The organism is Negativicoccus succinicivorans, assembly GCF_014207605.1.
GTDB lineage: Bacteria > Bacillota > Negativicutes > Veillonellales > Negativicoccaceae > Negativicoccus > Negativicoccus succinicivorans.
The window spans coordinates 24,800-39,637 of record NZ_JACHHI010000005.1 but is presented as its reverse complement, the minus strand read 5'-3'; the positions used below and the strand labels follow the sequence as shown (position 1 = coordinate 39,637).

Annotated in this window: 17 protein-coding genes and 1 other annotated feature; of the genes, 16 read left to right on the top strand and 1 reads right to left on the bottom strand. The window is 51.5% G+C overall.

The window, feature by feature from the left end; genetic code table 11:
- Positions 1-6 precede the first annotated feature (6 nt).
- From rbfA to HNR45_RS05645, 9 genes are all read left to right on the top strand, one after another.
- Positions 7-396 (top strand): 30S ribosome-binding factor RbfA, encoded by a 390-nt coding sequence (rbfA, locus tag HNR45_RS05685; protein ID WP_034437885.1) that lies wholly within the window; start codon positions 7-9, stop codon positions 394-396.
- Positions 383-1,342, top strand: coding sequence for a DHH family phosphoesterase (locus HNR45_RS05680; RefSeq protein ID WP_034437884.1), 960 nt, complete (start codon positions 383-385; stop codon positions 1,340-1,342). Before rbfA ends, HNR45_RS05680 begins: the two co-directional genes overlap by 14 nt.
- A complete protein-coding gene (truB, locus tag HNR45_RS05675) occupies positions 1,326-2,183 on the top strand; it encodes a tRNA pseudouridine(55) synthase TruB (RefSeq protein WP_034437883.1) in 858 nt (285 codons plus the stop codon). Before HNR45_RS05680 ends, truB begins: the two co-directional genes overlap by 17 nt.
- A complete protein-coding gene (gene ribF / locus HNR45_RS05670) occupies positions 2,180-3,115 on the top strand; it encodes a riboflavin biosynthesis protein RibF (RefSeq protein WP_159823230.1) in 936 nt (311 codons plus the stop codon). Before truB ends, ribF begins: the two co-directional genes overlap by 4 nt.
- Before the next feature lie 85 nt (positions 3,116-3,200).
- Positions 3,201-4,301, top strand: coding sequence for an iron-containing alcohol dehydrogenase family protein (locus tag HNR45_RS05665; protein ID WP_034437882.1), 1,101 nt, complete (start codon positions 3,201-3,203; stop codon positions 4,299-4,301).
- Positions 4,298-5,482 (top strand): aminotransferase-like domain-containing protein, encoded by a 1,185-nt coding sequence (locus HNR45_RS05660; protein ID WP_159823229.1) that lies wholly within the window; start codon positions 4,298-4,300, stop codon positions 5,480-5,482. Before HNR45_RS05665 ends, HNR45_RS05660 begins: the two co-directional genes overlap by 4 nt.
- Positions 5,483-5,556: 74 nt before the next feature.
- Positions 5,557-5,814 (top strand): chorismate mutase, encoded by a 258-nt coding sequence (locus tag HNR45_RS05655; protein WP_159823228.1) that lies wholly within the window; start codon positions 5,557-5,559, stop codon positions 5,812-5,814.
- Positions 5,811-7,949 (top strand): SF1B family DNA helicase RecD2, encoded by a 2,139-nt coding sequence (recD2, locus tag HNR45_RS05650; RefSeq protein ID WP_159823227.1) that lies wholly within the window; start codon positions 5,811-5,813, stop codon positions 7,947-7,949. Before HNR45_RS05655 ends, recD2 begins: the two co-directional genes overlap by 4 nt.
- Positions 7,942-8,589, top strand: coding sequence for a ComF family protein (locus HNR45_RS05645; RefSeq protein ID WP_159823226.1), 648 nt, complete (start codon positions 7,942-7,944; stop codon positions 8,587-8,589). The genes recD2 and HNR45_RS05645 overlap by 8 nt, the downstream gene beginning before the upstream one ends.
- Here HNR45_RS05645 and HNR45_RS05640 read toward each other — a convergent pair.
- Positions 8,586-9,188, bottom strand: coding sequence for an HD-GYP domain-containing protein (locus HNR45_RS05640; RefSeq protein WP_034437877.1), 603 nt, complete (start codon positions 9,186-9,188; stop codon positions 8,586-8,588). The two genes, HNR45_RS05645 and HNR45_RS05640, sit on opposite strands and share 4 nt — an antisense overlap.
- Before the next feature lie 424 nt (positions 9,189-9,612).
- Positions 9,613-9,821, top strand: a binding site (T-box leader).
- A gap of 33 nt (positions 9,822-9,854) precedes the next feature.
- Here HNR45_RS05640 and cysE point away from each other — a divergent pair.
- The 7 genes from cysE (at position 9,855) to secG (ending at position 14,831) form a co-directional block, all read left to right on the top strand.
- Complete coding sequence (cysE, locus tag HNR45_RS05635; protein WP_371712922.1) at positions 9,855-10,535, top strand: serine O-acetyltransferase; 681 nt, start codon at positions 9,855-9,857, stop codon at positions 10,533-10,535.
- Complete coding sequence (cysS, locus tag HNR45_RS05630) at positions 10,522-12,126, top strand: cysteine--tRNA ligase (RefSeq protein ID WP_159823225.1); 1,605 nt, start codon at positions 10,522-10,524, stop codon at positions 12,124-12,126. Before cysE ends, cysS begins: the two co-directional genes overlap by 14 nt.
- The gene (locus HNR45_RS05625) at positions 12,116-12,583 is read left to right on the top strand and encodes a Mini-ribonuclease 3 (protein ID WP_235020644.1); all 468 of its coding nucleotides are present in this window, start codon (positions 12,116-12,118) and stop codon (positions 12,581-12,583) included. Before cysS ends, HNR45_RS05625 begins: the two co-directional genes overlap by 11 nt.
- Complete coding sequence (rlmB, locus tag HNR45_RS05620) at positions 12,561-13,352, top strand: 23S rRNA (guanosine(2251)-2'-O)-methyltransferase RlmB (RefSeq protein WP_159823224.1); 792 nt, start codon at positions 12,561-12,563, stop codon at positions 13,350-13,352. The genes HNR45_RS05625 and rlmB overlap by 23 nt, the downstream gene beginning before the upstream one ends.
- Positions 13,345-13,875 carry an NYN domain-containing protein gene (locus HNR45_RS05615; protein WP_159823223.1) on the top strand — a complete coding sequence of 177 codons (531 nt, stop codon included), beginning with the start codon at positions 13,345-13,347 and terminating at the stop codon, positions 13,873-13,875. The genes rlmB and HNR45_RS05615 overlap by 8 nt, the downstream gene beginning before the upstream one ends.
- A 72-nt stretch (positions 13,876-13,947) precedes the next feature.
- The gene (gene sigH / locus HNR45_RS05610; RefSeq protein ID WP_024048406.1) at positions 13,948-14,574 is read left to right on the top strand and encodes an RNA polymerase sporulation sigma factor SigH; all 627 of its coding nucleotides are present in this window, start codon (positions 13,948-13,950) and stop codon (positions 14,572-14,574) included.
- A 26-nt stretch (positions 14,575-14,600) separates the two neighbouring features.
- On the top strand, positions 14,601-14,831 hold the full coding sequence (gene secG / locus HNR45_RS05605; protein WP_034437929.1) for a preprotein translocase subunit SecG: 231 nt from the start codon (positions 14,601-14,603) through the stop codon (positions 14,829-14,831).
- The last annotated feature ends 7 nt before the right edge of the window (positions 14,832-14,838 follow it).

The following is a 14,838-nucleotide window of genomic DNA, read 5'->3' as shown; positions in this document are numbered from 1 at the left end:
GCTGTAATGTCCCAATTACGTGTGCGTAAAATGCAGGAATTTATCAAGCAGGAGATCGGTCAAATGCTGCTTCGTGACTTGAAAGACACCCGACTCGGATTTGTCACGGTTACGGAAGTAGCGGTCACCGGTGATTTGCGCGAGGCGACTGTCTACGTAAGTTTGTTCGGCAGCGATGAGGAAAAAGAAAAATCCTTTGCCGCACTCCAAAACGCCACCGGTTTTATTCGTACCGAGCTCGGTAAAAGGCTGCAAGTGCGTCATACCCCGGAAATTACGTTTGCCGTAGATCGCTCGATTGATTACGGTGATCATATTGAACGGGTATTGAAGTCGATTAAGGACAAAGAAGAATCGCAAAGCAGACGGGAAGGTGCAGCCGATGAAGATCAGTGAAGACAAACTGCGTCAGACGTTGGAAAGTGTCAAGTCGGTACTGGTAGTCGGCCACGTTAAACCGGACGGCGATTGCCTCGGTTCGATTTTGGCGATCACGGAAGCATTGCGCGCCCGTGGCGTGGCGGCTGATATGCTGGTCGACGACACCATTGCGGAAAAATATCTGTTCTTACCGTTGGCGAAAGAAATACACCGTGAAATTCCCGACAAAAAATATGATCACATTTTGTTCATGGATTTAAGTACGCCGACACGCGCCGGCGATTATGCCTGGCCGGAAAACGTGCCGATTGTGAATATCGATCACCATACTTCGAATCCTGATTACGCAGACATGCTTTATCTCGAGGATGATGCTGCTGCAACCGGCGAAATTTTAACCCGTCTCTTTATGCAGTGGGGCTGGGATATTACGCCGTCCATGGCGAATGCACTCTACATGGCGATTGCTACCGATTGCGGCTTTTTCCGCTACGGCAATACGACGGCGCAAACGCTTGCAATGGCGGCCGAGTTGGTAGATCGCGGCGCCCGCCCCGACCGTATTTCGCAGGCCATGGATTCGTTGCCGAAAGAAGCGTTGACGATTTTGGGGCCGATCATGTCCACATTGCAATTTGCGGCCGATCACCGACTGAGTTATATCGTTATGGATCAAGCGGCTATCGAGTCCGGTCGCCATTATGTCGACACCTATCTCGATTTGGCGCGCAATATCGAAGGTGTGGAACTCACGCTGCAATTTAAATATGATAAGCCGCAAAAAACGTATGTAAGTTTCCGCTCAAAAAACAGTGTTGATGTCTCGGTTTTGGCGGCGCAATTCGGCGGTGGCGGGCATGTTCGCGCGGCAGGTTGTACGATGTACACCGACCTTGCGACTGCGATCGCCGAAGTGTTGCCGAAAGCGGAGGCGGCGCTGACTCATGCAGGGAATCATTAATGTACTGAAGCCGGCCGGCATGACGTCACATGATGTCATTTACGTTTTGCGAAAGATTTACGGCATTCGTAAAATGGGCCACTCCGGTACGTTGGATCCTTTAGCCGCGGGCGTTTTGCCGGTATTTCTGGGCAAAGCGACGCGGCTTTTGGCATGGGCGCCGACAGAGCCGAAAGTGTATCTTGCGGAGTGGTTGGTGGGCATCGCTACCGACACCGAAGATACGAGCGGCACGATTGTACAACAAATGAGCGCTATCCCCAAACTTACGGCAGAACAACTCGAAACCGCCGCCGCGTTATTTCGCGGCACGATTTTACAACGGCCGTCGCAATATTCCGCGATTAAAGTGGATGGACGTAAAGCCTATGAATTGGCGCGGAAAAATCAGAAGGTGGAATTGCCTGCGCGTGAAATTACAATCCATGAATTTACGGATATTTCTTACCAATTACCGTATTTGCGCGCGCGTATCGTTTGCTCGCAGGGAACGTATATCCGCGCGTTGGGAAGAGATTTCGGTGAGGCCCTGGGCGTACCGCTGACGATGTCATTTCTGGTGCGGGAACAGGTCGGCAATTTTACGCTGGAAGATGCGTGGACACTCGAAGAAATTCGGGCGGCGAAAGAGGCGGCGCTACGTCCTGCGACGGATGCTGTACGCCATTTGCCGCAATATCGGGTGCCGACTGCAGCGGCGGAACGCTTTCGCCACGGTCAGACGATTCGCGGCACGATCAGTGATGTGACGGCTTTGTGGTGCGATGAACAATTCATCGGTCTCGGCAAACCGGCGGAAGAAGGGGGCATACGTCCTTATAAAGTGTGGGTGGAAGAATGAAACGAGCGATATATGAAACGGCGGCACGCCGTACCGTTTTAACTATCGGCAATTTTGACGGCGTGCATCGCGGGCATGTCGAAGTCCTTCGCACCGCTCGCGCACTCGCGGATCGCGAAACAGCCCGGCTGGTGGCCGTGACGTTTACGAAAACCCCGAAAGCGGCATTAACGCCGGAGGCGTATGCCGGTGATTTATTGACGCTTGCGGATAAAGAAAAATATCTGCGACTGCAGGGCGTGGATGAAATTATCTGGCTCCAACCGACGGTTGCGCAGATGCGCCAAAGTGCGACGGAGTTTTTGCACATGCTGCAAAACAATCGGCACGTCGTCGGTGTGGTAGTGGGAGAAAACTTTCGTTTCGGCGCCGACGCGCAAGGGACGGTTACGACCTTACAAAATTATGCCAAAGACGCCGGCTGGGAAGTTATTTCCGTACCGTTACTGCAAGACGGCGGCGACGTGGTCAGCAGTTCGGAAATTCGCGCGGCCATATTGGCGGGTGAACCGGAACGGGCAGCGACATTGCTCGGACGGTATTGGTCGATTGATGAAGCGGTTTTACACGGCGATCAACGCGGTCGCACACTCGGTTTTCCTACCGCCAATATGGCGTTGCATGAAGATCGTGTCGCACCGCGTAACGGTGTATATGCTACCGTGGCCCGTTATGACGGGACCCTTCTTAAAGGCGTTACTAATGTCGGCACCAATCCGACATTTACCGATGTACCGACGCGGGTGGAAACCTATTTTCCTGATTTTTCCGCGGATTTATACGGAAAACAATTCCGGCTGTTTTTTGTTGCATATCTGCGTCCGGAAGAAAAATTTTCCGAGGTCGCCGCTTTGGTTGCGCAAATGCATAATGATACCGATCGTGCGCTGCACAATTTGACTGAAAAATTAAATATTGACATGTGCCGGTAAGCTTGTTAAAATGTGTGACAATACTCGGGCAAAGTTATTAAACCGCCGTCTTGGCGGTTTTTGTTTATCGAAAAGGAGGGATTTCATGAAGTCGTACACCGTTAATATTCCGGGGTTCACGATTGGCGGAGATGATGCGTATGCAGCCATTGAAACCGTTTGTGCAACGTACGGGAAAACGGTCGCCATTTTAGGCGGCGAAACAGCGCTTGCAAAAGCGCGGCCGGCATTAGAAGCGGCTCTTCAAAAGACATCACTGGAGGTAACGGATTGGCGAATGTACGGCAAAGAATGTTCTTTTGCCAATGCCGAACGACTGGCGGAAATTCCTACCGTTGCCGACGCGGATATGTTGTTTGCCGTCGGCGGAGGGAAAGCGATTGATACGGTCAAGGTCATTGCCGGCGAATTGCAAAAACCGTTTTTTACATTTCCGACCATTGCGGCGACCTGCGCGGCCGTGACTAGCATCGCGGCCGTTTATTTGGAAGACCATCGTTTTGATCGCGCCTATGATGCCAATCATCCACCGGTTCATACGTTTATTAATGAACGTATTATCGGTTCCGCGCCGGCGCAGTATCTTTGGGCGGGGATCGGTGACTCGGTAGCCAAATATTATGAAAGCCGACTGTCCGCACGCGATCGTTTGATTCTTCATTCCAATCAGGTGGGCGTGACGCTCAGCGGCATGTGTGCCGAGCCGTTGATGCAGTCGGCTGTCACCGGTTATAAGGACGCGCAGGCGGGTAAAACCAGCGAAGCGTTGCGGCAAACAATCCTCAATGTGATTGTCAGCACCGGCTTTGCTTCCATTTTTCTGGAACCGGATTACAACACTGCCGTGGCGCATTCACTTACGTACGGCTTGGTGGAACTGCCGCAAGTGGAAGCCAACCATATGCATGGTGAACTCGTTTCGTACGGAGTGTTGGTGTTGCTGGCGATGGACGGCGCGGACGACGAGTTGACGAAAGTATATGACTTTAATCGCGCCATGCAATTACCGACCTGCCTTGCCGATATCGATGTGACGGTCGATGAATTGGAACCGGCTCTGACACGGGCGTTGCAAACTTTTGATTTGAACGTGATGCCGTACAAGGTCGATAAAGAAATGTATCGAAACGCGATCTTGGCGTTGGAAGAATATGACCGCTCGCGAAAAGAAGTGATCGGAGCATGAAGTTTTCTCGATTAACGCAGAATTTTGCCCCGTCGGATATTGATATGCTGCTCAAATTGACGGCGCAACCGGAAGTGATTTCGTTCGGTGGTGGTTTACCCGCGCCGGAAACATTTCCGATTGAAACGTTAGCGGCCGTTACGCAGGAAGTATTTGCCAAGGACGGTGTGGCTGCCTTGCAATACGGACCTTCGCGCGGCTACTTACCTTTACGTGAATATCTCTCCGATTGGTTTCAAAATCATTTGCAGACAACCGTAATGCCGGACGATATTTTAATCACGGCCGGCTCGCAACAGGGATTGGATCTTTTAGCTCGTGTGTTTTTGGATCCCGGCGATGTATTGCTGGTGGAAGGGCCGTCTTACATCGGCGCTCTGAATGCTTTTGATCTGGCGCAGCCGACGTACGTGGAAATGCCGATGGATGAAGAAGGTGTAATTCCGGAAGCGCTGGCAGAAATTCTCGCTACGCAAAAAAAGGTAAAGGCCATTTACGTCATTCCGGATTTTCAAAATCCGACCGGCATTACCTGGTCACTTGAGCGCCGGCAAAAGTTCATGGAGCTTGTCAATCAATATGAAATTCCGGTGTGGGAAGATCATCCGTATGGTGAATTACGCTTTTCGGGAGAAGCGTTACCGACGTTAAAAGCGCTGGATACGAAGCATCTTGTTACTTTTCTGGGGACATTTTCCAAAACGTTATCACCCGGTTTACGGATCGGTTATTTGGTGGGACCTGCGGAAGTCATCGAACGCGCTGACTTTGTAAAACAGGCGGCGGATCTTTCAACTTCGTCTTTGGTGCAGCGGCAAGTGGCCGCGTTTTTACAGGAAGCGGACTATGAAGGTCATGTCGCGGCGAATGCGGATTTATATCGGCAACGTCATGATGTGATGCTGACCGCTATGCAGCAGCATTTTCCGGCCGACGTGCATTGGACGGAACCGCGCGGCGGCTTGTTCATCTGGGTAGAACTGCCTAAAGATTGTGATGCGCGTGACGTGTTGACGCATGCGTTGCAAGAAAATGTTGCGTTTACGCCGGGGGAAGGATTTTTCCCGGTAACAAAGCAGAAAAATTATTTCCGACTGAACTATTCAAGCATGGACGAGGCGCGCATTCGTGAGGGAATTCGCAAGATCGGCGAAGTATTGCACAGAATGTTGCACTCATAAAAAGAGGAATCCTCGGATTCCTCTTTTTGCTTGGGAAAATACTGCTGTGGGTTATAATACAGACAGGAGGAAATATGACGGAACTCGAACAATGGCGTAATGAAATTCGTGCGCTGGATGCACAGATCAAGCCGCTTTTTTTACAACGGCTCGCGCTGGCACAGGCGATCGGCCGCTATAAAAGCGAGCACGGGCTGCCCGTTTACGATCCGGAGCGTGAGGCGCAAAATCGCCAAGCGCTCAGCGCGGATGTAAATCAAATAGAAAAAAAGGCGTATGAAGGATTTTTGCAAGCGGTCATGACCATTTGCCGAAAGGCGCAGGAGTCATGAACGGACAGTGGGAAGAAACGTTTGCCGGTACCGTGGAAAGTATTATTTTTGCAGCGGCAGACGATTCTTTTTGCGTGTTCAAAATGCGACCGGCGCAGCAGTATAAAAGCTGGACCTTGGTCGGTAATGTGAGCGCGCCGCTTGTCGGTGAAGAGGTCGAGGTCAGCGGTACATGGGTGGAACATCCGCGCTTCGGACGACAGCTGCGCATTACCGCGTTGCGAAGAGTGCGCCCGCAAAGCGCCGCCGGCATCGTTCGTTATCTCGGTTCGGGCCTGTTTCGCGGCATCGGTCCCGCACTTGCCAAACGAATTGTGGATCATTTCGGTGAGGAAACGCTTGCCGTTTTGGATACATCGCCCGAACGGTTAGCGGAAGTGCGCGGTATCGGTGAAACCACTTGGCGTAATTTTGCGCAGACATACCATGAAGTAAGCGACTTGCATGCGCTGACATTGGCGCTGGAAGAAGCGGGCGTGGCCGGACGATTTGCCGCGGTATTACAAAAGCAATACGGGGAATCGGCTCTGACGGTGCTGGAAAATGATCCGTATCGACTGGCGCGCGATGTGGAAGGATTTCCGTTTCGCAGTGCCGATGCGCTGGCCATGCACGCGGGAATGCCGCAAGATTCCATGGATCGGGTGGAAGCGGGTGTGAATGAAGTGCTTCTGCGGGGAGCCGAACGCGGTCACAGTTGCTTGAAGTTGGCAACTCTGGCACGGGAAACGGCGCGCCTTCTGCGGATCGATGAAGATCGTATTCGCGAGGCCTTGGGAGAACTTTTGGAGTATGGCGTTTATCCCGTGACGATTGTCGATGATACAGCTTACGTGTACCATCTTTCTTTGTATGAAGCGGAAACGGGTGTAGCGCATCACATCGAGCGTCTGCAGACAGTAGAACCGCTGACGGTAGTCGGTGCGGAAATGATTTTGGAAAGGTGGGCGGCAAAAGAAGAGGTGACGTTGGCCGCCGAGCAAATTCAAGCCATCCTTGCCGCGCTGGAAACCGGCGTGCTCGTGATTACCGGCGGCCCCGGTACGGGCAAAACAACATTGGTGCGGGCTCTTTTGGCGGTTGTTTCCCAAGCTCGTCTGCGAACTGTTTTGGCTGCGCCGACCGGACGAGCCGCGAAGCGACTTGCGGAAACATCCGAGCAGGACGCGTCCACTTTGCATAAGTTGTTGGAAGCGGGATTGGTGGAGGACGCAAGTGTTTTTCAGCGTGATGCGCAAAATCCTTTGAAGGGCGATTTATTCATTATCGATGAGGCGTCCATGTTGGATGTCAGCCTGATGTACCATTTTTTGGAGGCGGTGCCCGATCACGCCCGCGTCATTTTTGTCGGTGATGTCGATCAGTTGCCGCCGGTTGGTCCGGGGAACGTGTTGCGCGATATCATCGCATCGGATACGGTGCCGGTCGTAAGGCTGGAGCATATTTACCGACAGGAGGAAGGCAGCGGTATTGCGCTGGCCGCCGCGGCCATACGCCAAGGGCAGATGCCGGTGTGGCGTGATGACGTTACTTTTATCGACTGCGCCGAAGAAGAAGCGCTCGAGGAAGTTTTGTCACTTTGTCGCACGCTCCGTTACGCGGATCCGGAGCGTCAGTTTGCCATGCAGGTGCTGGCGCCGATGTACCGAGGTATCTGCGGTGTCGATGCATTGAATCAGGCGTTGCAGCGGCAGGCGCACGGATACATGGGAAAATCCAACCGCGGTTTGCAGGTCGGCGATAAGGTCATGCAGCGGAAAAATAATTACGAAAAAGGCGTTTATAACGGTGATTTGGGCGAAGTATATGCAGTCGGCGAGGAACATATCGCGGTCGATTTTCGCATTAAAAATTCTACCTATGAGCGCGGTGAGTTACAGGAACTGCAGTTGGCTTATGCACTGACTGTGCATAAGAGTCAGGGGAGCGAATACGAAACGGTAGTGTTGGTGCTGCTGCCTTCGCAACAAATCATGTTGCAGCGAAATCTTGTGTATACGGCAGTGACCCGTGCCAAATCCCATGTGTATATTGTCGGTTCGCCGGCGGCGTTCAAGAAAGCATTGCGCACCCAACACACAGCCGGTCGCACCAGCCTTTTGCGTGCGCGTTTGACAGGAGAAATCGATGCCTAGTTTTTGGCAATATCTTTTATCTTTTTTATATCCGCCGCATTGCCCCGGCTGTCACGTGGCGGTCAGTCGGCACGGTGAGTGGTGTCGGCATTGCCGTGACGAGGTATGGCAGCCGCGACAGCTTGCGGGGAGTCATCACGGCAAGCTTACGGGATGTTACGCTTGCACGGATTACCGCGGCGGCGTGCGCAGCGCCTTGTTGCGTTATAAATTCGGACGCAAGCATTTGGATCCACTGGTATTTCAAAATTTGTTGCGCGATTTTCCCTGGCCGGATGCGTTTCCGGATGACGCTCTGTGCGTACCGATTCCACTCTCGCGGGAGCGCTACGCCGAGCGTGGCTTTAATCAGGTGGCGGAAATTTTCGCACCGCTGGCGCGGGAACGCGGCTGGCAATGGTCAAAAGACCTTGTCAAAATACGTCACACACCGGCGCAATCCACATTGAGTCGTACAGATCGTCATACCAATATAAAAAACTCCTTCCAGTGGGAAGGAGTTCCATTGACAGGTCGTACGGTGATTCTTGTGGATGATATCTATACTACGGGCGCTACGCTGGAAGAAGCGGCGCGCGTTTTGTACCGAGCCGGTGCCGCACAAATTATCGGTTGGGTAATCGCGTCGGGCGCGCGTTAACTCAAAATGTCGATAAACACACGGACAATCGACGGATCAAACAGAAGACCGGAGGCGCTGAAGAGTTCATTCAACGCTTCCTGTTTTGTTTTCGCCCAATTTTCCGCCGAGGGATTGGTGATTTGTTCGTAGTAATCGGCAACGGCAATGATGCGGGCACCCAAAGGAATATTTACGCCGCGCAGATGCTTGGGAAAACCGGTGCCGTCCCAGCGTTCATGATGATGTCGGATATAAGGAATAATATGTTGGCAAGCCGGAATCGTTTCGAGCATATTGCTGCCGAGATCCGGGTGCTTTTTGTATAGAGCTTGTTCGCGCCTTGTCAAGAAAGGCATCTTGTGTAACGCTACTGTAGGTAATGTCAAAAGTCCGATATCATGCAACAGAGCGGCCGATTGAATCGTTTCGATTTCGGTGGCCGGTAAACCCATTTGAGCGGCGATGCTGGCTGCGTAATGCGCGACCTGAATCGAATGAGAGTAGAGGCGGTGGCTTTTTTGGCGCAGCAAAAAAAGCATGGGCTCCATGACTCGGCCCAATTCGCGTCGATCTTTTTGGTACACTGCCGCCGTATGCATTAAATTTAAGGTAAACATTGCCAAACATCCTTGTTTATTTATGTAAAGAGTGTGTTTTCTTTAAGCCTTATTTCATTATACCCTTTTTTTCGATTCAGATGAGATAAAATCTGCGATTTTCGTATGCCGATTTTATATAGAAGAAACGATCTTTTTAGCTTGACTTTTTCTAATCGGGTTTGTAGAATGAGGCAAACTGTTTACGGGTCTGTGGTTGCAAGTCGAGGCCAGTCGCAGGCAAAACGACCCACGTAAGAAAACAAAACGTTTTTGAGCATGGTGCGGCTTAGAAGTAAGACCTGCCGGTAAAACCGAGAGGGCGAATAGTGACGAGAGGAGCGAAAGTTCCAGCAGGCGAGTGTGGGGGCAAAGACCAGGTCAGCCGATAAACAGTTTTAAAGTTGACAAAATTATCATTTTTCGTTACACTAGACTATATTGAAAATACACGATGAACGGAAAAAGTAAACGTCGGTGTTGTCTTAAGAGAGAGCGGATCGTGGCTGTGAGTTCGCTTGGCAACCAACGTTGAAGTGCCTCCCGGAGTGGTGCTGCAGAAAATGAGTACGCAGCAACGGTAAAGTCCCGTTACGACGATCGAGATACAGCTATCTGTAAAGCAGAGTGGAACCGCGTTTCAACGCCTCTGCAGCAGGTGGTTTTTTTATTTTTAAGGAGCGGCAAGTGAACTTTTTGCAACAATGCCAAAATGATATTCGCGTCGTGTTCGCGCGCGACCCCGCAGCAAAAAACTTTTGGGAAGTCATTTTTTGCTATCCCGGTTTGCATGCATTATGGTGGCATCGTGTATCGCACTGGTGGTATCGACACAATTGCTTTTTTATCGCGCGGTTACTATCCCATTGGGCACGGTTTTTTACGGGCATTGAAATTCACCCCGGCGCGCAGATCGGTAACGGTGTCTTTATTGATCACGGCGGCGGAGTGGTGATCGGTGAAACGGCCGTTGTCGGCGATAATGTGACACTCTATCAGGGGGTAACCTTGGGCGGTACGGGTAAAGAAAAAGGCAAACGTCATCCGACGCTCGAGGATTACGTGGTAGTCGCCTGCGGAGCCAAAGTGCTCGGTTCGTTTACCGTAGGTGAAGGAGCTAAAATAGGTTCCGGTTCGGTGGTGCTTAAACCGGTGCCGCCGCACAGTACCGTTGTCGGTATTCCGGGACAAGTGATTTCCAGCCGGGGTATCAGCCCGTTGCATATCGATAACGATGAAGAGGAAGTCGATTTGGATCACTCCGAATTACCGGATCCGATTAAAGAAAAAATTACGAATTTGAAAGAACAAGTCGCACTTTTGGAAGAACGTTTAGCAAAACTGGAGGAAAACTATGCAAGTCGATGAAACGGATTTAAAAAATATTTATGTATATAATACGCTTTCCAAGCAAAAAGAAGAGTTCAAGCCGATTACTCCCGGGAAAGTAAAAATGTATGTGTGCGGTGTCACGCCGTACAATCATTCGCATATCGGTAACGCGCGACCGTTTGTGACGTGGGATGTGATTCATCGTTACTTGGAATACCGCGGTTACCAAGTAACACATATTCAAAATTTCACGGATGTGGATGACAAAATTATCAATGCGGCGAAATTGGCGGGCGTACAATGGAGCGATATTGCCGGGCAATTCATCGCGACGTATTTTGAAGTGATGGACGCGTTGCATATTCGCCGCGTAGATCGCTATCCGCGCGTATCCGAGCACATGGATGACATTATTCGCATGGTCGAAGGACTGATTGCGGAAGGACACGCCTATCCGTTGCACGGCGATGTGTACTATGACATCTCTACATTTGCGCCGTACGGGAAACTTTCCGGTCGCAATGTGGAAGACATGCTGGCGGGCGCGCGTGTGGCCGTCGATGACGAAAAACGCAATCCGGGAGACTTTGCCTTGTGGAAAGCGGCCAAACCCGATGAACCGTCGTGGGACAGCCCATGGGGCAAAGGCCGTCCGGGGTGGCACATCGAATGCTCCGCGATGAGTACTAAATATCTCGGTGATACATTTGATTTCCACGGCGGCGGCAGCGATCTTATTTTCCCACACCATGAAAATGAAATTGCGCAGTCGGAAGGCTGCACAGGTCACGCTTTCGTTAATTACTGGCTGCATAACGGATTTATCACAATCGATCAGGAAAAAATGAGTAAATCGCTGGGTAATTTTTTCCTCGTCAAAGATATTTTAGCCAAGTACAGTCCGGACGCATTGCGCTTTTTCCTTATTTCCACGCATTATCGCAGTCCGCTTGACTTCAGTGATGAACGATTGGAAGAGGCGGAGCGGACAGTGGCTCGTCTGGCGGCAACGGTGGCGAAATTGCGGCAGGCGGTCAACCGCGGCCATCAGGAAGAAGATTTCACCGCGCAGGAATTGCGTACGGCGGCGATTGAAGCGCGGCACGCGTTTATCGCCGCAATGAATGATGATTTCAACACAGCACTTGCCATCGGCGCGATGTTTACGTTGGTGAAAAATACGAATATCTATCTTGCCGGCAATAACGGTGAAGATGCCCGCGCGCTGAATACGGTACTGGATGTTTTGCATGAAATGATGGATGTCCTCGGCATTTTGCCGCAGGTCTGGAAAGAGCCGGAAGTGAACGACAACGAATTCAAAGAGTTGCTGGAAATGCTCGTCGGCGTTCGCCAACAGGCAATCAATGAAGATTTACCGGAACTGGTGCAAGAAATGACTGAGCGATTTAATGCTCTCGGAGTCGCTCTTGAAGCGGAACCGCCGCAACATGCGCCGGAAGCACGTTACCAGGCTGTGATGCAATCCGTTTTGGCGCTGCGGGAACAGGCGCGCACCGAGAAAAAATACCAATTCGCCGACTTGCTGCGGGATCGACTGGCCGCGATCGGAATTGTGGTTGAAGACGGACCGGAAGGTTCGACGTGGCATCGTCGTGAAATTTAAACAATATTTATATCTGCGTGACGAAGCGATCGAGCGTTTGGCGCAGGGGACGACGACCGAAGAGGAGTGGGATCTGCAGACGTATGCGTTCGTCGGTGACGCCGTCTACAGTGTTTTTGTACGCACTCGTCTCGCCGCGACCGGAATTCCCAAAACGCGTGTGTTGCATGATCTGGCGGCACGTTTGGTGGCGGCGAAAAATCAAAGCGCGGTATTACGGACTTTATGGGATACGCTGACAGAAGAAGAGCGGGATCTTTGCCGCCGCGCCCGTAATCTTTCTCTCCATGCGCCCGCCAGTGCGACGCTTGTCGAATACCAACAGAGTACAGCGTGGGAAGCGTTGCTTGGGTATTGCTATCGTCATGATCAAAAAGAGCGACTGGAGACACTTTTACAAACGGCCTGGCCGATTGCGCAGGAGGTAATGCGACATGAGATCCAAAGCCAAACCTAAGTTCGGCGGTAAACGTCGTGAGCATACCGATGCTTCCGCTCATTACATAGCCGGCCGTCGCGGCGCAGTGGAGACGATTGCCAGCGGGCGCGCTCGCGCGCTCTATGTGCAGACGCCGGTGCGCGGTGATGTGAAAGCGTTGGTTGAAACGGCGCGTAAGGCGGGAATTGCCGTTCATGAGACGGATGCCAAAACCTTACAACAAATGGTGCCCGATGTGCGACAACAAGGCATTGTGGTGGAATTACCGCCGTATGAATACGCCACATTGGAAAGTGTACTGGCGACGGTGCAAAACATGGAAAATGCGTTGGTCATACTTTTGGACGGTGTCGAAGATCCGCATAATCTCGGCGCGATCATTCGCTCCGCGGACGGCGCGGGAGCGGCCGCCGTCATTATTCCCGAGCGACGCAGCGCGGCAGTGACTGAGGTCGTTCATAAAACATCGGCCGGCGCGGTGGAATGGCTGCCGATTGCACGCGTCACCAACGTAGTGCAAACATTGACGGCGCTGAAACAAGCGGGCTTTTGGGTAGGCGGCGCTGATATGGCAGGCGATTTAACGTACACAAAAGCGGATTGGCGCGGCAAAATAGTGATCGTGCTGGGGAATGAAGGAAAGGGCATTTCGCGATTGGTACGTGAAAATTGCGATTTCATGGTACAGATTCCGATGTGGGGGAAAGTATCCTCATTGAATGTATCGGTCGCCGGCGCGCTGATGATGTTTGAGGCGGCGCGGCAACAACGGTCCCAACATGACTGAATACAATTTGAAACCGTTGTGGCTGGTGGACGGCTACAACGTGATTTTTGCCGATCCTGTGTATTGGCGCTTTGAAAAAGATGATCTGGAACACGCCCGGGAATTTTTAGCGGATACCTTGCTCGATCTGGCAAAGCACACGGGGATCGAAGTAGTCTTGGTATTTGACGGCAAAAAGATCGGGCATGCCAGCAAAATAATCGAACGTGCGCCCGGTTTTCATATCGTGTATACGACGGCGCAAACCACTGCTGACAGCTATATCGAAAAAGCAGCCTTTCGCCAGCGCGATAACTACCGCTACATCTATGTGGTGACGTCGGACGGACCGGAGCAGTCGCAAGTCAGCGGCAGCGGCGCGTACCGTAAATCGGTGCGGGATTTGATGCATGACATACGTGCCGATAAAAAGGCGCAAAAAGAAGAACATTCAAACTTCACGCAAAAACAGCGCGTCGCATTAGTAGAGCAGTTGTGCCCCGACGCGCGGGATTTTTTAGAACGGCTGCGCCGCCGCAAATGAATTACGGTGCTTGCGCCGCTAGTTTTATTTAAGTATAATGATTTTGTATATATTGGGTGAGGAGGCGTTCGCATGGAGGCGACGGAGTATTCGTCGGAAATGCCGACGGATGAAGAGTTGGTACTCCGCAGCCAAGCAGGAGACACCGAGGCTCTGGAAGCGATTATTGAACGCTATCGAGGCTTAGCCAAATTGAGGACCCGCTCGTACTTTTTAGCCGGAGCGGAAAGCGACGATTTGGTGCAGGAAGCGATGATCGGTCTGTTTAAAGCGGCGCGCGATTATGATCCTAAATACGGTGCGAGCTTTAAAACCTTTGCCAATATCTGTATTACCCGGCAAATGCTGACGGCGATCAAAGGAGCCACTCGGTATAAACACCAGCCGCTCAATTCCTATATATCTCTCAATCGATCGGTGTTTGAAGAAGACGATGGCGGGCGTCCGCTATTGGAGATGCTGGCAACAGACAACGACAGCGATCCCGAGTCGATTTATTTACGTAACGAGTGGATGGTATCGCTTTCACAAGCGGTGCCGCGCGTTTTGAGCAAGCTGGAATTGCGGGTGCTGCTCTACTATTTGCGAGGACTTTCTTATGAAACGATTGCGCAACGCATCGGTCGTCCGGTAAAAACAGTAGATAATGCGATTCAGCGCATGAAGCGTAAGATGGAATTATATTTTCGAAATCATTAAAGGAAAGGATGAAAACTGTTTTGAAGATGACGTTGATGTTTGCAGAGATGATCATCGCGGTATTATTGATTACCGTTGTGGTTCTGCAAGAAAGCAAGACAGCCGGTATGGGGAGTTCTATCGGCGGCGCGGCAGATACCTTCTTCGGTGGTAAAGCGCGTGGCAAAGATGCGATTTTATCGCGCTTAACCGTTATTTTGGGTATTGTTTTCGCGTTGACTACGTTAGCGCTTGTGAAATACTTGAATACGTACTAACAAAGTC

What these genes read in the sequence shown, in the direction of transcription:
- ribF (WP_159823230.1), top strand. Translation starts at nt 2,180, where the DNA reads ATGAAACGAGCGATATATGAAACGGCGGCACGCCGTACCGTTTTAACT.
- HNR45_RS05680 (WP_034437884.1), top strand. Translation starts at nt 383, where the DNA reads ATGAAGATCAGTGAAGACAAACTGCGTCAGACGTTGGAAAGTGTCAAG.
- truB (WP_034437883.1), top strand. Translation starts at nt 1,326, where the DNA reads ATGCAGGGAATCATTAATGTACTGAAGCCGGCCGGCATGACGTCACAT.
- HNR45_RS05665 (WP_034437882.1), top strand. Translation starts at nt 3,201, where the DNA reads ATGAAGTCGTACACCGTTAATATTCCGGGGTTCACGATTGGCGGAGAT.
- rlmB (WP_159823224.1), top strand. Translation starts at nt 12,561, where the DNA reads ATGAGATCCAAAGCCAAACCTAAGTTCGGCGGTAAACGTCGTGAGCAT.
- HNR45_RS05640 (WP_034437877.1), bottom strand. Translation starts at nt 9,188, where the DNA reads ATGTTTACCTTAAATTTAATGCATACGGCGGCAGTGTACCAAAAAGAT.
- cysS (WP_159823225.1), top strand. Translation starts at nt 10,522, where the DNA reads ATGCAAGTCGATGAAACGGATTTAAAAAATATTTATGTATATAATACG.
- HNR45_RS05660 (WP_159823229.1), top strand. Translation starts at nt 4,298, where the DNA reads ATGAAGTTTTCTCGATTAACGCAGAATTTTGCCCCGTCGGATATTGAT.
- recD2 (WP_159823227.1), top strand. Translation starts at nt 5,811, where the DNA reads ATGAACGGACAGTGGGAAGAAACGTTTGCCGGTACCGTGGAAAGTATT.
- HNR45_RS05655 (WP_159823228.1), top strand. Translation starts at nt 5,557, where the DNA reads ATGACGGAACTCGAACAATGGCGTAATGAAATTCGTGCGCTGGATGCA.
- sigH (WP_024048406.1), top strand. Translation starts at nt 13,948, where the DNA reads ATGGAGGCGACGGAGTATTCGTCGGAAATGCCGACGGATGAAGAGTTG.
- HNR45_RS05615 (WP_159823223.1), top strand. Translation starts at nt 13,345, where the DNA reads ATGACTGAATACAATTTGAAACCGTTGTGGCTGGTGGACGGCTACAAC.
- HNR45_RS05645 (WP_159823226.1), top strand. Translation starts at nt 7,942, where the DNA reads ATGCCTAGTTTTTGGCAATATCTTTTATCTTTTTTATATCCGCCGCAT.
- rbfA (WP_034437885.1), top strand. Translation starts at nt 7, where the DNA reads ATGTCCCAATTACGTGTGCGTAAAATGCAGGAATTTATCAAGCAGGAG.
- secG (WP_034437929.1), top strand. Translation starts at nt 14,601, where the DNA reads ATGACGTTGATGTTTGCAGAGATGATCATCGCGGTATTATTGATTACC.